The organism is Citrobacter sp. R4 (assembly GCF_026719175.1).
GTDB lineage: Bacteria > Pseudomonadota > Gammaproteobacteria > Enterobacterales > Enterobacteriaceae > Citrobacter_A > Citrobacter_A sedlakii.
This window is the reverse complement of sequence record NZ_JAPPSU010000010.1, coordinates 146,208-164,063: the sequence shown is the minus strand read 5'-3', so window position 1 is coordinate 164,063 and position 17,856 is coordinate 146,208. Positions and strand designations below refer to the sequence as shown.

19 protein-coding genes, 1 tRNA gene and 2 pseudogenes are annotated in these 17,856 nt (G+C 52.7%); 16 read left to right on the top strand and 6 right to left on the bottom strand.

The features are described 5' to 3' along the window. The 12 genes and pseudogenes from OOJ60_RS18920 to OOJ60_RS18860 all read left to right on the top strand — a co-directional run. Positions 1-1,382 (top strand): DUF2345 domain-containing protein (locus OOJ60_RS18920; protein WP_205613048.1); only part of this gene is annotated, 1,382 nt, incomplete at its 5' end. Next, positions 1,379-1,747 carry a DUF4123 domain-containing protein gene (locus OOJ60_RS18915; RefSeq protein WP_205613047.1) on the top strand — a complete coding sequence of 123 codons (369 nt, stop codon included), beginning with the start codon at positions 1,379-1,381 and terminating at the stop codon, positions 1,745-1,747. The genes OOJ60_RS18920 and OOJ60_RS18915, both read left to right, overlap by 4 nt. Positions 1,748-1,876: 129 nt before the next feature. After that, positions 1,877-2,221, top strand: coding sequence for a hypothetical protein (locus OOJ60_RS18910; RefSeq protein WP_205613046.1), 345 nt, complete (start codon positions 1,877-1,879; stop codon positions 2,219-2,221). A gap of 55 nt (positions 2,222-2,276) precedes the next feature. After that, positions 2,277-2,480 carry a hypothetical protein gene (locus tag OOJ60_RS18905; protein ID WP_233470909.1) on the top strand — a complete coding sequence of 68 codons (204 nt, stop codon included), beginning with the start codon at positions 2,277-2,279 and terminating at the stop codon, positions 2,478-2,480. Between the two features lie 9 nt (positions 2,481-2,489). Further along, entirely contained in the window at positions 2,490-2,984 is a 495-nt protein-coding gene (locus OOJ60_RS18900) for a Tox-REase-5 domain-containing protein (protein WP_233470908.1), read from the top strand. Next, on the top strand, positions 2,981-3,754 hold the full coding sequence (locus OOJ60_RS18895) for an Imm52 family immunity protein (RefSeq protein WP_205613045.1): 774 nt from the start codon (positions 2,981-2,983) through the stop codon (positions 3,752-3,754). Before OOJ60_RS18900 ends, OOJ60_RS18895 begins: the two co-directional genes overlap by 4 nt. 13 nt (positions 3,755-3,767) lie before the next feature. Next, positions 3,768-3,978: pseudogene (locus OOJ60_RS18890) on the top strand (hypothetical protein); the annotation flags it as partial. A 159-nt stretch (positions 3,979-4,137) separates the two neighbouring features. After that, the gene (locus OOJ60_RS18880) at positions 4,138-4,830 is read left to right on the top strand and encodes an Imm52 family immunity protein (protein ID WP_205613044.1); all 693 of its coding nucleotides are present in this window, start codon (positions 4,138-4,140) and stop codon (positions 4,828-4,830) included. Between the two features lie 13 nt (positions 4,831-4,843). Beyond that, positions 4,844-5,004 (top strand): annotated as a pseudogene (locus OOJ60_RS18875) (contractile injection system protein, VgrG/Pvc8 family); the annotation flags it as partial. A gap of 12 nt (positions 5,005-5,016) precedes the next feature. Further along, a complete protein-coding gene (locus OOJ60_RS18870) occupies positions 5,017-5,337 on the top strand; it encodes a hypothetical protein (RefSeq protein WP_205613049.1) in 321 nt (106 codons plus the stop codon). Positions 5,338-6,011: 674 nt separating this feature from the next. After that, entirely contained in the window at positions 6,012-6,461 is a 450-nt protein-coding gene (tssE, locus tag OOJ60_RS18865) for a type VI secretion system baseplate subunit TssE (RefSeq protein WP_205613043.1), read from the top strand. A 27-nt stretch (positions 6,462-6,488) separates the two neighbouring features. Next, a complete protein-coding gene (locus tag OOJ60_RS18860; protein ID WP_205613042.1) occupies positions 6,489-7,832 on the top strand; it encodes a VasL domain-containing protein in 1,344 nt (447 codons plus the stop codon). 106 nt (positions 7,833-7,938) lie between these two features. On the opposite strand, the gene OOJ60_RS18855 is transcribed toward OOJ60_RS18860, so the two are convergent. The 3 genes from OOJ60_RS18855 to OOJ60_RS18845 form a co-directional block, all read right to left on the bottom strand. Beyond that, positions 7,939-8,015, bottom strand: a tRNA-Pro gene (locus OOJ60_RS18855). 73 nt (positions 8,016-8,088) lie between these two features. Beyond that, positions 8,089-9,849: an LPS biosynthesis-modulating metalloenzyme YejM gene (yejM, locus tag OOJ60_RS18850; RefSeq protein ID WP_060569339.1), complete on the bottom strand. Its 1,761-nt coding sequence runs from the start codon at positions 9,847-9,849 to the stop codon at positions 8,089-8,091. A 30-nt stretch (positions 9,850-9,879) separates the two neighbouring features. Then, entirely contained in the window at positions 9,880-10,107 is a 228-nt protein-coding gene (locus OOJ60_RS18845) for a YejL family protein (RefSeq protein ID WP_042284592.1), read from the bottom strand. Between the two features lie 181 nt (positions 10,108-10,288). Between OOJ60_RS18845 and yejK the strand changes: the two genes are divergently transcribed. After that, entirely contained in the window at positions 10,289-11,296 is a 1,008-nt protein-coding gene (gene yejK / locus OOJ60_RS18840) for a nucleoid-associated protein YejK (protein ID WP_060569338.1), read from the top strand. A 52-nt stretch (positions 11,297-11,348) separates the two neighbouring features. On the opposite strand, the gene rplY is transcribed toward yejK, so the two are convergent. Beyond that, positions 11,349-11,633 (bottom strand): 50S ribosomal protein L25, encoded by a 285-nt coding sequence (rplY, locus tag OOJ60_RS18835; RefSeq protein WP_042284586.1) that lies wholly within the window; start codon positions 11,631-11,633, stop codon positions 11,349-11,351. Between the two features lie 124 nt (positions 11,634-11,757). Further along, a complete protein-coding gene (locus tag OOJ60_RS18830; protein ID WP_205613041.1) occupies positions 11,758-13,518 on the bottom strand; it encodes a DEAD/DEAH box helicase in 1,761 nt (586 codons plus the stop codon). Between the two features lie 150 nt (positions 13,519-13,668). Between OOJ60_RS18830 and rsuA the strand changes: the two genes are divergently transcribed. The 3 genes from rsuA (at position 13,669) to OOJ60_RS18815 (ending at position 16,263) form a co-directional block, all read left to right on the top strand. Then, positions 13,669-14,364 (top strand): 16S rRNA pseudouridine(516) synthase RsuA, encoded by a 696-nt coding sequence (gene rsuA, locus OOJ60_RS18825; RefSeq protein ID WP_205613040.1) that lies wholly within the window; start codon positions 13,669-13,671, stop codon positions 14,362-14,364. 32 nt (positions 14,365-14,396) lie between these two features. Continuing rightward, positions 14,397-15,587, top strand: coding sequence for a Bcr/CflA family multidrug efflux MFS transporter (locus OOJ60_RS18820; protein ID WP_042284577.1), 1,191 nt, complete (start codon positions 14,397-14,399; stop codon positions 15,585-15,587). 331 nt (positions 15,588-15,918) lie between these two features. Continuing rightward, positions 15,919-16,263: a YejG family protein gene (locus OOJ60_RS18815; protein WP_042284574.1), complete on the top strand. Its 345-nt coding sequence runs from the start codon at positions 15,919-15,921 to the stop codon at positions 16,261-16,263. Positions 16,264-16,266: 3 nt separating this feature from the next. Here the strand turns inward: OOJ60_RS18815 and yejF are convergent, their stop codons facing one another. After that, a complete protein-coding gene (gene yejF, locus OOJ60_RS18810; RefSeq protein WP_205613039.1) occupies positions 16,267-17,856 on the bottom strand; it encodes a microcin C ABC transporter ATP-binding protein YejF in 1,590 nt (529 codons plus the stop codon).

Sequence of the window (17,856 nt, the reverse complement as noted above, 5' to 3'; positions counted from 1 at the left end):
TGCTGGAGCCGCAGGGCGATGTCATCAGCGCGCTGAAAGAGGGCGTGCTCCTTACGCTTGTGACCTTCCGGGGCGCCCGGGATTCCCGCCTGCATGTGTCGGTATGGGGCATGCCTTACACCGAGCGGTACTGTTTCCGCCCGGCGGACATCCCGCGTCCTGAAATCCACGGCACCCTGCCTGCCCGGGTCGAGAGCCGGGAGAAGAATGACATTTATGCGCACCTGGACGGGCAGGGGCGTTACCGGGTCAGGCTGGACTTTGACCGGGAGGCGACAGAGCCCGGTTACGGCTACCTGTGGCTGCGGATGGCGAAGCCGTATGCGGGAGAAACGTACGGCTGGCACACGCCGCTGACTGACGGGACAGAGGTGGCGGTTGCCTACAGTAACGGTGATATTGACCTGCCGTACATCGCCCATGCGTTGCACGACTCTGAACATCCGGACCCGGTCACCCGCGACAACCACACCCGCAACGTACTGCGCACCCCGGCGAATAACAAGCTGCGGATGGAAGACAAACGTGGTGAGGAGCATATCAAGCTCGCCACGGAGTACGGCAAAACCCAGTTGAATACAGGTCACCTGGTGGACAGCCAGGGACAACGTCGCGGCCAGGGCACTGAGCTGCGCACCGATGAGTGGGGCGCAATCCGTGCCGGGAAGGGACTGTTTGTCAGCGCGGATGCGCAGCCGAAAGCGCAGGGTGACGCACTGGACATGGATGCGGCGCTTAAGGAAATCGACCGGCTTAACCAGCAACTGCAGCAGCTGGAAATGGCCGCAGAACAGGCGCAGGCGCTGAAGGCGGACGTGGACAGTCAGATACGGATGTTCGAACAGCGGCTGAAACCGCTTAACGAAGCTGTACTTTTCTCGGCCCCGGAAGGGATGGCGCTGACCAGCGGTGAACATCTGCAACTGGCCGCCAGCAAAAACGTCGCCATCAGTGCGGGCGGGGACATCAGCACTGGCGTCATGGGTAACATGACCGCGCTGGCCGGAGAAAAGCTCGGCCTGTTCGCCCGCACCGGGCAACTGAGCCTGAAATCCGGGGAAGGCCCCGTGGAGGTGCAGGCGCAAAACGACAGCATGAGGCTGTTTGCGGAGAAGAAGCTGACGATGAGCTCGGCGAGTGACATCTCGTTAACGGGCAAAAAACGCATCACGCTGATAGGTGGCGGGAGTTACCTGCGGCTGGAGGCAGGGAAGGTCGAGTATGGTACGACGGCGACGTATATACGGAAGGTGAAAAGGACGATGGCGGCGGGGGCGGTGAGTATGCCGGTTAAAGCTGTGACGGGCGGAGGTATCTGCCTGAGCTGCCTGATGAAGGCGGCAATGAATGGCGACACCTTTGTTGTAAGGGGCGAGTCATGAACAGCGTCAGCTTTAGTCTTGCGGCACAACACCTGATTTACTCAACAGAAGTGACATTATTTGCTCTGGTGGATGGTCTGCAATATGAGCGGTATTTCAGTGAGAGCCTGTCCGTTCAACACCCTGCCTCCATCCCCCTGTTCGATACCTGGCCGGATTCGCGTATTGCATTTGCGGGGCCGTGGGTAATGGAGATGAACAGCATAATGGATTTCAGAGAAAAGCTGTGCGAACTCGAAGCTGCGCTTCCGTCAGTTTCCTGGATGATATCTTCCTCCTCGCTTACTGAACTTGCTGCTCATTTCAGAAAAAAAAATGAATATCGGACTACCGGATGGACGGATTGCGTTGCTGCGTTTCCATGACCCGCGCGTTCAGAAGCGCCTGGGAGAAATGCTGGACAACGAGCAACACCGGGAGCTGACAGGTTTAATGCGGGAATGGCTGACAATAGTGGACGGAGAAGTCTGGTCATTTAAGCAAAGGGAGTTCATATGCTGAAGCTGTCTGAAGAGCAGTGTGTTGGTATGGACAAAATGGAAGATGATGATTTTGTTCGCGATACCGCGCTAAGACTGAAGAAGAAATTTCCGGGAATTACTGAACCGGATGACACGTTCCATGTGCGCCTGAGAAAAGCCCTGGATTATGCCAACACTCTTCCCTTTAAAGAAAAAAATGTGAAGCGAGATTTTTTGTTCCTGGAGGCCTTCTGGCCCGGTTTTTATCTGAAACCCGAAGTGGATAAATGGCTGAGAACGCCAAATGGATATTCAGCTGACCAGCGGGTTGAAGATTATAAGCATGTGATGATAAACAGGGAAAGGAGGGGACTCTGATGGGTATGATCCTGACGGGGGGAGGCGTGGGGGGGCCGCAACCGGAAGTGTCGGTGTGGCCGGTGGTGCGACGGGCGCATCGACATTTCCCGGTGCGGGAAGCAGCAATGGAAGCTGGGAAGATGAGGATATGTTTTATCCTGACTCAGGCAGTGGGGCGCGTCAGGGTAACGGAGGGTTTGGCTATCAGGGGAAAAAGTATGATCCCACTCTGAATGACCCGATGGTTGTCAGCGCAGAGACGCACGGTGATTTCTGAGAAGACGATATGGATTACTCAGAAACGGTAAGTTATGAGGGCGTCGAGACCAGCGCAGGAGCACAGGCGAAGACGGATGAAAAGACCTGTGAAAACTGCCCACCGGAAGGTAAGGTGATGCCGATGGTAAGGCGTTGCTCGCGCTGGAGTATGGTCACAATCAGCTACCAGACAAGAATCTGCGGCACGTTTTATAATCGGGAGACGCAGCAGATACAGGAGTTTAAATATTGTGGCGTATCGTTTGATGGCTGGAAAGATAAGCTGTGTCAGTTCTGGGAGGCCAAGGCGCGATATGATCAGTTTTTGATCAGCTCTCGACAAAAAAAACATTGGTGGAAAGGTGACAGGAGTGCAGTGAATCAGGCTAGCCGACATCAGGCAGTTGCAACAATAAATAAACCATTAAAAGTGGTTTGGATTTTTATGCAGCCGATTAGCTTTGCCTATTTTCAAAGGATGTTTATTGGATTTAAAGACATAATTGTAAGGTATCAGCCATGAAGTTAGATTTCAGAATAGAACATGAGTTTGGCCGCAGTGAATCAATAAAACCAATTGAACTTGCAACTCTTTTTCAGGGAGTTACAAAACAATTGGATGAGCTTTTAGGGACTAAAAGGACATGGTATGAACAAGGATATTCAAGAAAGCAGGCCCTGCAATACAAAGTATTTACTGAGGATGGGCTATCCGAAGATGTTCTTAGCCGTTGGGAAAAGGAGTATAAAAAAGACTATCCGAATTGGACCGCTGGAATTTGGGATGGTGGGTCTGATGAAGATAGTGCAGGAGTGGATTGCTATCAGTCATATTCCAGTACTCACCGCAGAAAAAATCCTCTAAGTTTGGTTGTCAGTTTTTCTATAGAGTTGAATCAAACAAGTCTTAACACTGAAAAAATGATTGGGTTTTTAACTTTTTTGTTACATTTAACCGATGGCTGTACTTATTCCTGTGTAGAATCTGGTGGTTATGGTTTTTCCGAAATAATCCCTAAAGAAAATGGATATGACGAAGTATATAAAAAAGTATTTCCTGACAGAATATCTTGCGGATGGATGATATTCATACCTGCCATTATTTTACCTAGCCTGATTCCAGATGCTGCCAGAGTAGTTCCTGTCCAAAAAGGTGACAAACAGATTGGAACAATCGTTGTTTCAACTGAAGAAATATTTGAAGGAAATAATAAAGAACACATAGGCAAAGCTAACGACATTGAAATTAAGCTTCTGGATCTTGGCTTTTTACCACTGATGACAGAGCTTTAACTCTGAGAGTCACGAAGTAGGGATTTACTGGCGCACGGAGATGGACGACGTGCGCGGTCTGGTTACGTACATATTTGCCGACAGCCAGCTGAACTATCAGTTTGAAGTGAGCCTGCCGTACAGCGAGCCGTCGGGTCTGTTTGACGGCGCGGCGGAATCGGTATGGAACGTACGGATCTGGCACAACATGGCCACCGGGACCGTCACCACGCGGGACAACTACACCCGGAACATCCTCCGGACGCCTGCCAACTCAAAATTGCGGATGGAAGACAAGCGCGGTGAGGAGCACATCAAACTCGCCACGGAATACGGCAAAACGCAGCTCAAAACCTATGCCTTTAGATGACATAAAAAATATATATCCAGATTGAGGTGGTTTTATGCATTACAAAATTCATTCTTTACTTTACAGAAAAGATATTTTAACTGCTGTTCAGTTGATTAAAGAGCTGAGATATTTGATTGATGCTTTGCCCAGTTGGGTTGAGAAGAAAAAAATTTGGTTAATTGCACATCCTTCAAGGAAAATTATAGCCCTAAACGAACTTGGTATTTCTGAAGATGCATTGGCCTATGTCGATTATTTGATTGTAAATAAGAAGTCTATAAGCATAGTTCTGGCTGATGAAAATGAAGATGATAGTATCATAACCATTTTATATAAAAATACACCATCTATTTCAAATGAAAGATATTTACTCACAGTGACAATTAAGTCATTATCTAGTTATAATGATGTAGATAATTTTGTTTATATATTTAAGGCCATGGTTAATTATAATGGATGGTGCTTTAAATATATACTCCTTGATACAGAGCAATATAGACTCAATCAAAGGGAAGTGTTTGATGATCGATTGCCAGTTGGTTGGATGTTATATTTGCCTGAAAGGATAAAACACGAGCATGTTCCATCCGCATATAAAGTATTTGATATCGAAAACAATGCCGGAACCATAGTTGTATCTAAATCAGTGTTTAATGGTAAAGAGACATTTGATATTACATGCGCAAATAATGTGGAGATAGAACTAGCAGCGAATGGTTTATTACCTTTAATCAAAGGATTGTAACTTTGACTTCCGCCTGGAGCGCACCTACCCGGCGCGTGATCTTATCACTCAGTAGAGGGAAACGGACCTGCAGTTCATTCAGTGTATCCTGTCTGAGGTGGGGATTTACTGGCGCACGGCGATGGACGATCCCCATAAGCTGAATACCTACATTTTGCCGATAGCCAGATGAACTAGCGGTTTGCTGTGTGTCTGCCTTATTGCGAGCGCGACTTCGGTTACAGCTACCTATGGCTGCGGATTGAAGGCAGGCATAGCGAGGATTGCATCAAGCTCGCCACGGAATATGGCTCAACGCAATTTCCCTGTGTGGCGCCGGTCTATGCAAAATCCTGCCTGAAGGAGAAAGGTTTTAACGACGCAGGTTCCGCCGAAGAGCCCGTTGAAAGCAGAGGTGAACACACGACACGGCCATTTCCTGTACCGGACGAACGTGATCTTAACGATTACCATTTGATGATTTCCGTGATGCTATTTGGAATGAATTTGGAAAGCTTCCAGAGCTGACCAAACATCCAGAATATCCGGTGGAATATAAAGAAAAAGAGTTTGCGATATATTTATGGGTTAGGTAAATCTTGCGAAAGCAAGTGAATTTTAAAGGCAGCTATCCGGATGGTTATTTGAATAAGCGCATGGTTGACATTATTAAAGTTAATGTCCACCCTAGAGGTAGAGATTTAAGCGTTTGCCTCGAAATCAATGAGTGCAGTAAGCCTTTAACGATTCCAGGAATTGCTGAGGAATTAACTAATCGCATAGATATCAGGTCCGGCGAAACATCTGGCAAAGTGAATGTTTGATAGTAAAGTGAAATAGGTGTGCTTTTACGATGTTTGCCTTCTGTGACTATGACACATGGATTTTTACGGAAAAGATTGTTAAAATGGTTTTTTCTCATGCGAAATAAAGAAAAGATTTTATATGGATAGCTGAAGGGAATGAGGCTTTGCAAGGTTATGCTCTTAGATTATTAGGGTTGAATTCCTCCGAATCATATGTTTCTGACCTCATCTACTACCCTGAATGTGGGTTCGAAAATGAATCAGTGTTTGACGTCAATTTAACTTATAATGAATCTTTAGGTGTTTAATGAAAAAATCAGACCGTTGGCGACCGGTCACACCGGAAATTGTTTTGTCTTATTAATTACCAGAATAGCATGCAGGAAAGTATCAATTATGGATCGAAAATCACCTTCTTTATATGAAATTCTTACTGGCAACTTTACAGGGGATCTTTCGCTTGAAGTGATAAACGAAGAAGACCAGGTCATTTTATCAGTACTGGATAACATCCAGCGTATTTTGAATGCCCGCGCCGGTACCGTATCCCATCTACCAGATTATGGTTTGCCCGATATGACCAAAATTCTGCAAGGCATGCCTGGGACAGCCCATGAACTTATCGATACGTTGGCCGGTGTCCTGCTCAAGTATGAACCTCGTTTGCAGTCACTCAATGTCACTTTACTCGAACAGCAAGTGCCCGGTGAACTGCGCTACGCTATCGACGCGGAGCTGAAGGGGATCGGGCTGGTGCGCTACGGCACCGAATTTATGCCTGAAGGCAGAGTGCTCATCCGCCATCTGAAGCAACAGCAGTACCTGGATGCCCACGCGGCGATTTAATTCCTCTCTTTGAATGAAGCCCTGACGATGACAACCCTTTCTGAACGCCACCTTAACACCGGCGGAGACCCGCGCACGCTTGCGGATTACGCCGCACTCCGCGATGAAATGAACAAACTGACCCACCCGGCGCGCCCCGACGTCAACTGGCCACATGCAGAAACACTCTGCCTGTCGCTGTTTGAGCATAATGGCGTGGAGTTGCAGACCGCTGCCTGGTACACGCTCGCGCGCACCCATCTGGCCGGGCTGTACGGCATGAATGAGGGGCTGGCGATACTGGACGCGCTTCTCTCCCGACAGTGGGGCAATCTGTGGCCGCAACCCGTGCATGCGCGGATGGAAATTCTCAGTGCGCTCAGTAAACGGCTACAGCAGGTGATGCGTACCCTGACGCTGCGCTATGCCGATCTCAGCCAGCTGTACCAGGCGGAGGAACATCTGAACGCGCTGGGTGGCGTGTTACAGCGGCTGGAACTGAAACACGCCAGTCAGCTCGATGCCCTGCGTACTCAACTGCATAACGTCGCGGTGCGGCTGGAAAACAGCGATGGCGATACCGAAAACGCGCCGTCCGCCGGCGTGTGCGTACCGGGTGATGCCGTAAGGTCGTCCGGCCTGACGACGCCTGCTGAAGGCGTAAAATGGGTTTATGTCGCGCAGCCTGAACCGCTGCCGAATGTGCAGGTGGTGACAGACTCTCCGCTACCGGTAAAACTCTGGAAGCCATTCGCCGCCGGGATGCTGACGATGATGGCGCTGGCTGGCGCGGCGGTCTGGGGATGGCAAATGATGCATAATGCGGACCCGGCGAAGGGGCAGTTTGCGGCAACGCTTGCGCCTTTACCTGCCGCGCTTTCGGATGAACAATTACAGTCTTTCCGGCAGTCCTCTCCGTCACCGGAAACGGGTATCAAACAGACGCAGCAGCAACTTGCACGGCTTGCGCAGTTAAAACCAGACTGGGTTATCCGCTACGGCGACAGTTTGGTGCAACAGGCGCTTATCCTGTGGCCGGAACAGGCAAAGCCGCTGGCGCAGCAGTGGCAGCAGCAACTTACCGCGTCGGCGCTTCCTGGAGAAAATCTCAACGGCTGGCATCAGGGAATGACGCAGTTACAACAGTTGGCGAACCGGTTGAACGCGCTGGACGAGCAGAAAGGGAAGTACATGACGGTCAGCGAACTGAAGTCGGCTGTCTTTACCATGACGCAGTCATTTAACCGCGCTGTGCCGCTCGAGGAAAAACTGCGCCAGCTTGCACTCCTGCCGGAAGGGCAACCCTGGCCTGCGGCGCAGCAAAGCCAGGCGGAACAGCATTTACAGCAGCTTATGACTCGTTACGCGCTGCTGAAAGAACACAAACCGTAGTAACCGGATCATCATTCAGCCAAAAAAAACAGCGAGTGATTACACTCGCTGTTTTTTCGTGGGGTAATGAACACACTTACATCTGTTATGTGTTCAAAAATTTGATTGGTCGGCACGAGAGGATTTGAACCTCCGACCCCCGACACCCCATGACGGTGCGCTACCAGGCTGCGCTACGTGCCGACTCGTGGGTGCTAATACTACCGCTTTCCACACCGAATGCAAGGGGACATCCCGCTAACTGATTAATTATAAATCAGTTAGCGATAAAACGTTTCTCATCCGTGAGGACCTGTAGCAGCAGGCTTAGCTGCGGCTTCTGATCTTTGATCTTCTCGCCGCGTAAATCATACGTCTGATACTTGCCATTACTGTTCAGCACCAATGTCATGTCCGCCGTGGTGATCGCCAGCGTATTGCCATCCGCTGCGGTTACCCAGTAGTGGCGACGGTTGGCGTTAAACAGATCCTGCCCCTGGGAATATTCATTGGCAGGGGTGCTTACATGCAGCAGTCGCTGCATCAGCGTGGTCATCACATCCGTATGATCGGTCAGGCTGTTAATCCGTTGGGCGGGGGTGCCCGGCCAGTGAATGATTAACGGAACCTGCAGATGTCCACGCGACCAGTCGAAGTTGCGCTGTTCCTCGCTCAACGGAACACCCCGACCCGCAGTGATAATGACGACCGTGTTGTCCAGTTTACCGGACTCGCGCAGGGCGCCGAGTACCCGGTTTATCTGTTTATCGACATCACCAGCGGCACGGGCGTAACGGCGGACAAAATTCTTTTGATTATCTTCATCCACGTTGGTGCCGTTAAACGAAACCCACGAGAACCAGCGGTTATCTTCCTGGGCGTAACGCCCTAACCAGTTGATCCATTGGCTGGCGGTTTGCTCGTCGGACTGCGTTTGCACGCTCGGCATTGAGAAGTCTGACAGCAGCGCCTGGCGATACAGCGGACTGGTAAAACCGTCGGAGGAGAACAGTCCCAACTGGTAGCCCTGCTGATTGAGCGCCGTGATCAGCGCGGCTGGCGTGCGGGTGGATAAAATGCCGTCCATATAACTCGGCGAGACGCCGTAGAACAGGCCAAAGATACCGTTGTCAGTAGCGTTGCCGGAACTCATATGGCGCGTGAAGGCAATGTTTTGTTCGGCAAATCCGGCAAGGGCTGGCATCTGCTTTTCATAACGCGAATAGTTCAGGCCGTCGACGGTGATCAACAGCACGTTTTGTCCGGTCCCCATGTCGCGATAACGCAATTCGCTCAGCGGATACTGAACGGAAACGGCTTCCGGATTACCCTGCTCAACCAGACGGCGCTGATACTCCTGCGCGTCCAGCAGGCCGTGTTTTTCCAGAAAACGGCGCGCTGTCATCGGATAAGACAGCGGCAGGTTGGCGCGCTGCATGGTTATCGGGCGATAAAAATTCGCGTCGGCCCAGATATACACCACGTGCGAGGCAATAAACGACACGAAAAAGAAGGCGGCCAGCGGCCTGGCGAAATGTCGGCGCCGCGTCAGGCTGCGCAGCTTCTGCCAGCTCCAGGTGGCGAACAGCATTTCAATCAGCAGGATCACGGGCACGCTGATAAACATTAGCTGCCAGTCCCGCGCCATCTCATTCTGGTCAGGGTTAATCACCAATTCCCAGACGATGGGATTAAGATGCAAGTGGAAACGGGTAAAGACTTCGCTGTCGATCAACAACAGCGTCATCCCGGCGGTCGCCAGAATGGCTGACAGGAAACGCATCAGCCTCTGGGACATGACGATAAACGTCAACGGGAACAGGATCAGCAGATAGGCGGCAAACACCAGAAAGCTGAAATGCCCGACGATACTCACATACGAGTAAACGCGACCGGCCAGCGTTGTCGGCCAGTCGGCGACAAACAGGTAACGGCTGCCGAGCGCAATAGCCAGCAGAATATTGAACAGTGCAAACCAGTGTCCCCAGCTAACCATCTGGGAGACTTTTTCACGGTAGCGCTGACGATGAGTTACCATAACGTGTCGTTCGTTTCCCCGAAGTCGGCTTTAGTGCGCTTTGTCGTCGTTGATCGAAGACTGCAACGCGCGGGCAAAAGAGTTGGCTATCGCCTGGCGCTGAGCCGGGGCAATGCTGGTGTTGATAAGGTTAGTGACCATGTTTCCCAACACCATCAGGGAAAGGTCAGTCGGCGCCTTATGTTTTTCCAGTACGTTGAGCATCTCGGTGAGCATCTGTTCAACGTGTTCGTCACTGTAGCGGGAGATTTGTGGCATAAATCGAAATCAGTTTGTTCATGAAAGGGCAACATATTACCGTAGCAGCAGTTTTTTTTCCGCTTTTTTATCCGCAAATAATTCGCATTACTGTGCTAAAGGCAAAACGGCGCGGCATCTTCTGTTGCGTCGCTTCGCGGGTGGTGGTTGAATACCGCCCGGTCTTAAAGGAGAGTTTATCATGAGTCTGGATATCAACCAGATTGCCCTGCACCAGCTTATCAAACGCGATGAGCAAAACCTTGAGCTGGTCTTGCGCGATTCATTACTGGAACCGACAAACACCGTTGTTGAGATGGTGGCCGAGTTGCACCGGGTCTATAGCGCGAAAAATAAAGCGTATGGCCTGTTCAGCGAAGAAAGTGAACTGGCGCAAGCGCTGCGGTTGCAGCGTCAGGGGGAGGAGAATTTTCTCGCCTTTAGCCGTGCGGCGACCGGCCGTTTACGCGATGAGTTAGCGAAGTATCCTTTCGCGGACGGCGGTATCGTCCTGTTCTGCCACTATCGCTATCTGGCGGTAGAGTACCTGCTGGTGGCGGTGCTGAACAATTTAAGCAGCATGCGTGTAAATGAAAACCTGGATATCAACCCGACGCACTATCTGGATATTAATCATGCGGATATTGTGGCGCGTATTGATCTCACCGAATGGGAAACCAACCCGGAGTCCACCCGTTATCTGACCTTCCTGAAAGGGCGGGTAGGGCGCAAAGTCGCCGATTTCTTTATGGATTTTCTTGGCGCCAGCGAAGGGCTGAACGCCAAAGCGCAAAACCGCGGACTGCTGCAGGCCGTCGATGACTTCACCGCAGAGGCGCAGCTTGACAAAGCCGAACGCCAGAATGTGCGTCAGCAGGTTTACAGCTACTGCAGTGAACAGCTGCAGGCCGGAGAAGAGATCGAGCTGGAGTCGCTGTCAAAAGAGCTTTCCGGCGTCAGTGAAGTGAGCTTCAGCGAGTTTACCGCCGAAAAAGGTTACGCGCTGGAAGAGAGTTTCCCGGCGGATCGCAGCACCCTGCGCCAGTTGACCAAATATGCCGGCAGCGGCGGCGGGTTGACCATTAATTTTGACGCGATGTTATTAGGCGAGCGAATTTTCTGGGATCCGGCTACCGATACGCTGACCATTAAAGGTACGCCGCCGAACCTGCGCGACCAGTTGCAGCGCCGCACATCGGGTGGGAATTAACAGACATAAAAAAACCCCGCCGCGGCGGGGTTTCTCTTCGACGTGTTGGCGATTACGCGCGAACGAAGTCGATGTGAGTCAGCTTCGGCTTGAACGCGTGGCGCTGTACAGCCTGAGCTTTAACTTTTACTTCTTTACCGTCAACAACGATGGTCAGAACTTCGCTGTAGAATTCAGCTTTAGCTTGCATGTTCATAACCTGATCGTGGTCCAGTTCGATAGCGATCGGGGCTTCTTTGCCACCGTAGATGATCGCCGGGAACTTGTTAGCGGCACGCAGGCGGCGGCTCGCACCCTTACCCTGCTCTTTACGTACTTCAGCGTTGATAGTAAACATTTAAATCTCTCTTTAATAATTCCTGCTACAGGCGACCCAGCAACAGGTAAGTGATCTGCTTTGCGTATGCAAAAGCGGGCGAGATTCTATACTCAAACGCCCGACACATCAATCAAAACTACGATTAACCGCGCAATTCATGCGCCCGGCGAAAGCGTCCTTCGTAATCGAACACTTTTTCACGCACCTGCCAGTACTGGCCTTTCATCCGCGCGACCACAAAATCGGGGTGGCGCAGCAGCGGCTGCTGCGCGAGGATATCCGCGGCGGTGATCCAGCGTAGCGGAACGCCCGGCGTGCGGGTATGCGGACGGATAAACAGCTGCTCAAAGGCGGTGCGCTGGGCAGGCGTCTGTAAGCGGAAGCGCTCGCTGACGTCCGCGCCATCCTCATCGTAATAGGTAATTTTCAGCCACTCGCCTTTCTCATCCTGACCGTGCTGCAAGGCCATACCGCTACAGCGCAACACCAGCGCGTCTTTCAGTTTCAGCGCCGCCTTCAGCATATCGTCGGGATCGACCAGCACGGCGTCGCATTCGCGGCAGCGGCGGGCGGCGATATCGTTTTCGGCGTTGCAATGCGGGCAGTTTTTGAAACGAAAGCGGAAGTCACACTGTTCGCGAAGCCCTTCATCATCCTCGAACCAGCCCTGGCAACGGCGGCCAAAATGCTCGATCAGCGTACCGTCTGCGGTGGTTTTCCCCCAGAAAGTATTGGCGAATCCGCAGGCGGGGCAGAACACCTGCACCGGCACGTTGTCACTTTTGCCTTTTGGACTTCCAACCTCCGGGGAATACAGGTCGTGCGGGTTTCCGGCGTAATCCAGAATCAGGCAGTCGGTTTTTCCTGGCGAAAGGCGCAAACCGCGCCCGACGATCTGCTGATACAGGCTGACCGACTCGGTTGGGCGAAGAATGGCGATCAGATCGACATGCGGCGCATCAAAACCGGTGGTTAAGACGGAAACATTCACCAGGTAGCGAAAACGCTGCGCTTTGAAAGCATCAATGAGCGCATCGCGATCCGCGCCTGGCGTGTCGCCGGTAATCAGTGCGGCGTCCGTAGCGGGCAGCAATCCGACGATCTCTTTGGCGTGCTCTACGGTGGCGGCGAAAATCATCACGCCTTTACGGCGTTGGGCAAATTCGACGATCTGGCTGATGATATGCGGCGTAATGCGCTGCTGCTTTTTTAGCTCGCGGTTCAGGTCGGCTTCGCTAAACAGACCGTTGCTCTGCGCCTGCAGACGGCTGAAGTCATACTGTACGACAGGCATATCCAGACGCTCCGGCGGCGTCAGATAACCGTGTTTGATCATATAGCGCAGCGGTAACTCATAAATGCAGTCGCGAAACAGCGCCTTATCGTTGCCACGCACCATGCCGTGATAATGGAACTGATAAATCCAGCCTTTACCCAGGCGAAACGGGGTGGCGGTCAGCCCCAGCAGGCGCAGGTGAGGGTTCACTTCTGTCAGGTGGGCCAGAATTTGCTGATACTGGCTTTCTTCATCGTCGCCGATCCGATGGCATTCATCGACGATCAACAGCGAAAATTCGCCGTGGAAAGCGTTAAGATTGCGCGCGACGGATTGTACGCTGCCGAACACCACTTTCCCCTGACTCTCTTTGCGCTTCAGCCCGGCGGCGAAAATATCGGCCTCCAGCCCCAGCGCGCGGTATTTAGCGTGGTTCTGCGCGACCAGTTCTTTGACGTGGGCCAGCACCAGCACGCGCCCTTTGGCGACACGGGCCAGTTCGGCGATCACCAGACTTTTGCCCGCGCCGGTAGGGAGGACGATGACCGCTGGCGTACCGTGGCGGCGGAAATGGTTGAGCGTGGCGTCCACGGCTTCCTGTTGGTAGGGACGAAGTGTAAAAATCATGGTCTCACAATGCGTAACGAACTCGGGTATAGTATGCCACGAATCGTTTTCCCTTGAGGGATGTTGTTAGCCCGCTATACTGGGCAAATAACGACGCCACTTTCGGGCACATTGCCCGTTTCCCGTATTTTTACAGGCAAAATCAAACTCATGCGACTTGATAAATTTATCGCTCAGCAACTCGGCGTCAGCCGCGCTATTGCCGGGCGTGAGATCCGCGCTAACCGTATTACCGTGGATGGTGAGATTGTCCGCAACGCTGCGTTCAAACTGCTGCCGGAGCACAATGTTGAATATGACGGCAACACGCTGGTCCAGCAGCACGGACCCCGTTACTTCATGCTCAATAAACCGCAGGGCTATGTTTGCTCGACAGACGATCCGGATCATCCGACAGTGCTCTACTTCCTCGATGAGCCGGTTACGTACAAGTTACATGCCGCAGGACGGCTGGACATAGACACTACCGGTCTGGTGCTGATGACCGACGATGGTCAATGGTCGCACCGCATCACTTCTCCTCGCCATCATTGCGAAAAAACGTACCTTGTCACCCTTGATTCGCCGGTGGCCGACGACACCGCGGATCAATTCGCCAAAGGCGTGCAGTTGCATAACGAGAAAGATCTGACGAAACCGGCAACGCTTGAGATTATTACGCCGACCCAGGTACGTCTGACCATCAGCGAAGGGCGCTATCATCAGGTGAAACGCATGTTCGCCGCGGTCGGTAATCATGTGGTGGCGCTGCACCGTGAGCGGATCGGCGCTATCGCCCTTGATGCTGACCTTGCGCCAGGCGAGTATCGCCCCTTGACTGAAGAAGAAATTGCCAGCGTGGGTTAAGCCCCCGCATTGATATATTCAGGAGCTAATTTGTGACCACCCGGCAGCGTTCGTCCCTTGCCATCGTCTTTATTCTCGGCCTGCTGGCCATGCTGATGCCACTGTCGATTGACATGTATCTTCCGGCGCTTCCGGTGATCTCGGAACAGTTTGGCGTGCCTGCGGGCAGCGCGCAGATGACGCTGAGCACCTATATCCTTGGTTTTGCGCTGGGTCAGTTGCTGTATGGACCCATGGCGGACAGTCTGGGGCGCAAGCCGGTGATCCTGGGCGGGACGCTGGTGTTCGCGGCAGCGGCGGTGGCCTGTGCGCTGGCGCAAACCATCGATCAGCTCATCGTGATGCGTTTCTTTCACGGTCTGGCGGCAGCCGCGGCCAGCGTGGTGATCAACGCGCTGATGCGCGATATGTATCCAAAAGATGAATTCTCCCGCATGATGTCCTTTGTGATGCTGGTGACCACTATCGCCCCGTTAATGGCGCCGATTATCGGCGGTTGGGTGCTGGTGTGGTTGAGCTGGCATTCTATTTTCTGGATCCTCGCGGTGGCGGCGGTGCTGGCATCGGTAATGATCGCGGTGTTGATCAAAGAGACGCTACCGGTTGAAAAGCGCCAGCCGTTTCATATTCGCACCACGATTGGCAACTTTGCGTCGCTGTTTCGGCATAAGCGTGTGCTGAGCTATATGCTGGCGAGCGGCTTTAGCTTTGCCGGCATGTTCTCCTTCCTGAGCGCCGGGCCTTTCGTTTATATCGAGATTAACCACGTCTCCCCGCAGCACTTTGGCTACTACTTCGCTCTGAATATCGTCTTTTTGTTTATCATGACGATCATTAACAGCCGCTTCGTGCGACGTATCGGCGCGCTGAATATGTTCCGAACGGGATTGTGGATCCAACTGGCAATGGCGGTATGGATGGTGGTTAGCGCGCTGGCAGGGGTCGGGTTCTGGTCGCTGGTGCTGGGCGTGGCTGTCTTTGTCGGCTGCGTATCGATGATCTCTTCCAATGCTATGGCGGTTATTCTTGACGAGTTTCCTCACATGGCGGGAACCGCGTCGTCGCTGGCGGGGACCTTCCGTTTTGGCATTGGCGCGGTGGTAGGCGCATTGCTCTCTCTGGCCACGTTTAACTCGGCGTGGCCGATGATTTGGTCGATCGCGTTTTGTGCGACCTGTTCAATTTTGTTTTACCTCTATGCAAGCCGTCCGAAAAAACGGTGATCGCAGACACAACATGGAAGCCTGCTGGCTTCCTTTGTTGATGTACGTCAACGACAAATCCATCATTTCCCCGATATATGTTTATTTTATGTAAAATCAATTTATGTAAAAAGTCACATCATTGTAGTTAAAAAGGTTGAGTTAGATCGCAGAAACGGGTACATATAGCCCGCGAATGTGTCCCGACACAAAAATTTATTTCACAAAAGCCAAACAGGCCGGGCGGGACAAGGATCGCAACATTGTGCATCTGTTTAAGGACGGATTGTCAATGATGTGTTAATATGGATGTAAATAAATTGTGAAGTAATTGTACTTCCGGGGAAAGAAAGTGACATCATTACAGCTCTCAATCGTACATCGCTTGCCACAGAACTATCGTTGGTCTGCGGGTTTTGCAGGTTCGAAAGTTGAACCGATTCCGCAAAATGGCCAGGCCGTCGAGAATAGCCTGGTGGCGCTCAAACTGCTGAGCCCGGACGGCGACAGCGCATGGCCGGTCATGCATAAACTGAGTCAGGCGCTCAGCGATATCGAAGTGCCATGTTCGGTACTGGAATGTGAAGGCGAGCCGTGCCTGTTCGTGAATCGCCAGGATGAGTTTGCCGCAACCTGCCGCCTGAAAAACTTCGGCGTGGCGATTGCCGAACCGTTCTCCAACAACAATCCGTTTTGAGCGTCAGCTTAGCGCGAGAAGCTGACGCGTATACGCCTGCTGCGGCGCGCTAAAGACGTGCTCGCATTGCCCCTGCTCCACAACCTCTCCCTGTCTCAGCACAATTACCTGATGGCATAACGCGCGAACGACGTGCAGATCGTGGCTGATAAAAATATAGGCCAGGCGATGTTTTGCCTGTAGCGATTTCAGCAGCGCGAGAATTTGCGCCTGTACGGTGCGGTCAAGAGATGATGTCGGCTCATCAAGAATGATCAGCGACGGTTTCAGTATCAGCGCGCGGGCTATCGCAATACGCTGACGCTGACCGCCGGAAAATTCTGCCGGATAACGATGACGCGTCTCCGCGTCCAGCCCCACCTCGGCCATTACCGTCATCACCTGTTGCTCACGCTGGTCGGCAGACAGGGCAGGCTGGTGGACGCGCAATCCTTCTTCAATGATTTGCAGCACGTTGAGGCGGGGATTCAGCGAGGAGTTCGGATCCTGAAACACTACCTGAATGCGATGCCGCACCGGCAACAGCTCGCGACGCTTTAGAAACTGCAACTGCTGACCGTCAAACTCAATGCTGCCCTGCGAAGAAATCAGGCGCAGCAGCGCAAGGCCGGTGGTGCTTTTGCCTGAACCTGACTCGCCCACCAGTCCCAGCGTTTCGCCCGGGCGCAGGCTAAAGCTGACGCCTTTTACCACATCATTGCGGGCTACCACGCGTTTGAGGACCCCTTTGCGGATCGGAAACGAAACCCGCAGATCGTCCACTTTCAGCAACGGAGACCGTTCAGCGGGCAACGGGACGGGATCCCCCACCGGTTCACTGTTGAGCAAGGTTTGTGTGTAAGGATGCACTGGCGCGTTAAGCAGGATGTCCGCGCGGTTCTGCTCAACGCAGCGACCGTTTTGCATCACCGCCACGCTGTCGGCGAGTTTTTTCACAATGCTCAGGTTATGGGTGATAAACAACATCCCCATATTCAGTTCGTGCTGCAGTTCACGCAGCAGTTGCAGGATCTGCGCCTGGACCGAAACATCCAGCGCGGTGGTCGGCTCGTCGGCAATCAGCAGCTCCGGTCGCGTCAGCAGCGCCATCGCGATCATCACGCGCTGGCGTTCGCCGCCGGAAAGTTGATGCGGGTAATCACCCAGCCGCTTTGCCGCCTGGCGAATGCCGACGCGGTCGAGACAGCTTAAGATCTCGGCGCGGGCAGCTTCCCGGCGCATACCGCGGTGCAGTGACAGCACTTCATAAAGCTGTTTTTCCAGATTATGCAACGGGTTCAGCGAAACCATCGGCTCCTGAAAAATCATCGCGATCCGGTTGCCGCGCACGCCGCGCAGCGTCTTTTCGTTGGCGTGAAGCAGAGACTCGCCGTGAAAGTGGATGTCGCCGGAAAGATAAACCGTCGGGGGGGAGGGTAACAGGCGAAGAATGGACAGCGCCGTCACGCTCTTGCCGGACCCGGATTCGCCCACCAGCGCCAGCGTTTCACCGGCGTTCACCGTCAGCGAAACGTCGTTCACCACGGTGCGAACGTTCTCCTCGCGGCGAAAGCCAACGGTCAGATTGTCAATCGACAGTAACGGTTGCGTCAT

Coding starts and splice junctions, on each gene's coding strand:
- OOJ60_RS18915 (WP_205613047.1), top strand. CDS start 1,379: ATGAACAGCGTCAGCTTTAGTCTTGCGGCACAACACCTGATTTACTCA.
- OOJ60_RS18910 (WP_205613046.1), top strand. CDS start 1,877: ATGCTGAAGCTGTCTGAAGAGCAGTGTGTTGGTATGGACAAAATGGAA.
- OOJ60_RS18900 (WP_233470908.1), top strand. CDS start 2,490: ATGGATTACTCAGAAACGGTAAGTTATGAGGGCGTCGAGACCAGCGCA.
- OOJ60_RS18895 (WP_205613045.1), top strand. CDS start 2,981: ATGAAGTTAGATTTCAGAATAGAACATGAGTTTGGCCGCAGTGAATCA.
- OOJ60_RS18880 (WP_205613044.1), top strand. CDS start 4,138: ATGCATTACAAAATTCATTCTTTACTTTACAGAAAAGATATTTTAACT.
- tssE (WP_205613043.1), top strand. CDS start 6,012: ATGGATCGAAAATCACCTTCTTTATATGAAATTCTTACTGGCAACTTT.
- OOJ60_RS18860 (WP_205613042.1), top strand. CDS start 6,489: ATGACAACCCTTTCTGAACGCCACCTTAACACCGGCGGAGACCCGCGC.
- yejM (WP_060569339.1), bottom strand. CDS start 9,849: ATGGTAACTCATCGTCAGCGCTACCGTGAAAAAGTCTCCCAGATGGTT.
- OOJ60_RS18845 (WP_042284592.1), bottom strand. CDS start 10,107: ATGCCACAAATCTCCCGCTACAGTGACGAACACGTTGAACAGATGCTC.
- yejK (WP_060569338.1), top strand. CDS start 10,289: ATGAGTCTGGATATCAACCAGATTGCCCTGCACCAGCTTATCAAACGC.
- rplY (WP_042284586.1), bottom strand. CDS start 11,633: ATGTTTACTATCAACGCTGAAGTACGTAAAGAGCAGGGTAAGGGTGCG.
- OOJ60_RS18830 (WP_205613041.1), bottom strand. CDS start 13,518: ATGATTTTTACACTTCGTCCCTACCAACAGGAAGCCGTGGACGCCACG.
- rsuA (WP_205613040.1), top strand. CDS start 13,669: ATGCGACTTGATAAATTTATCGCTCAGCAACTCGGCGTCAGCCGCGCT.
- yejF (WP_205613039.1), bottom strand. CDS start 17,856: ATGACGCAACCGTTACTGTCGATTGACAATCTGACCGTTGGCTTTCGC.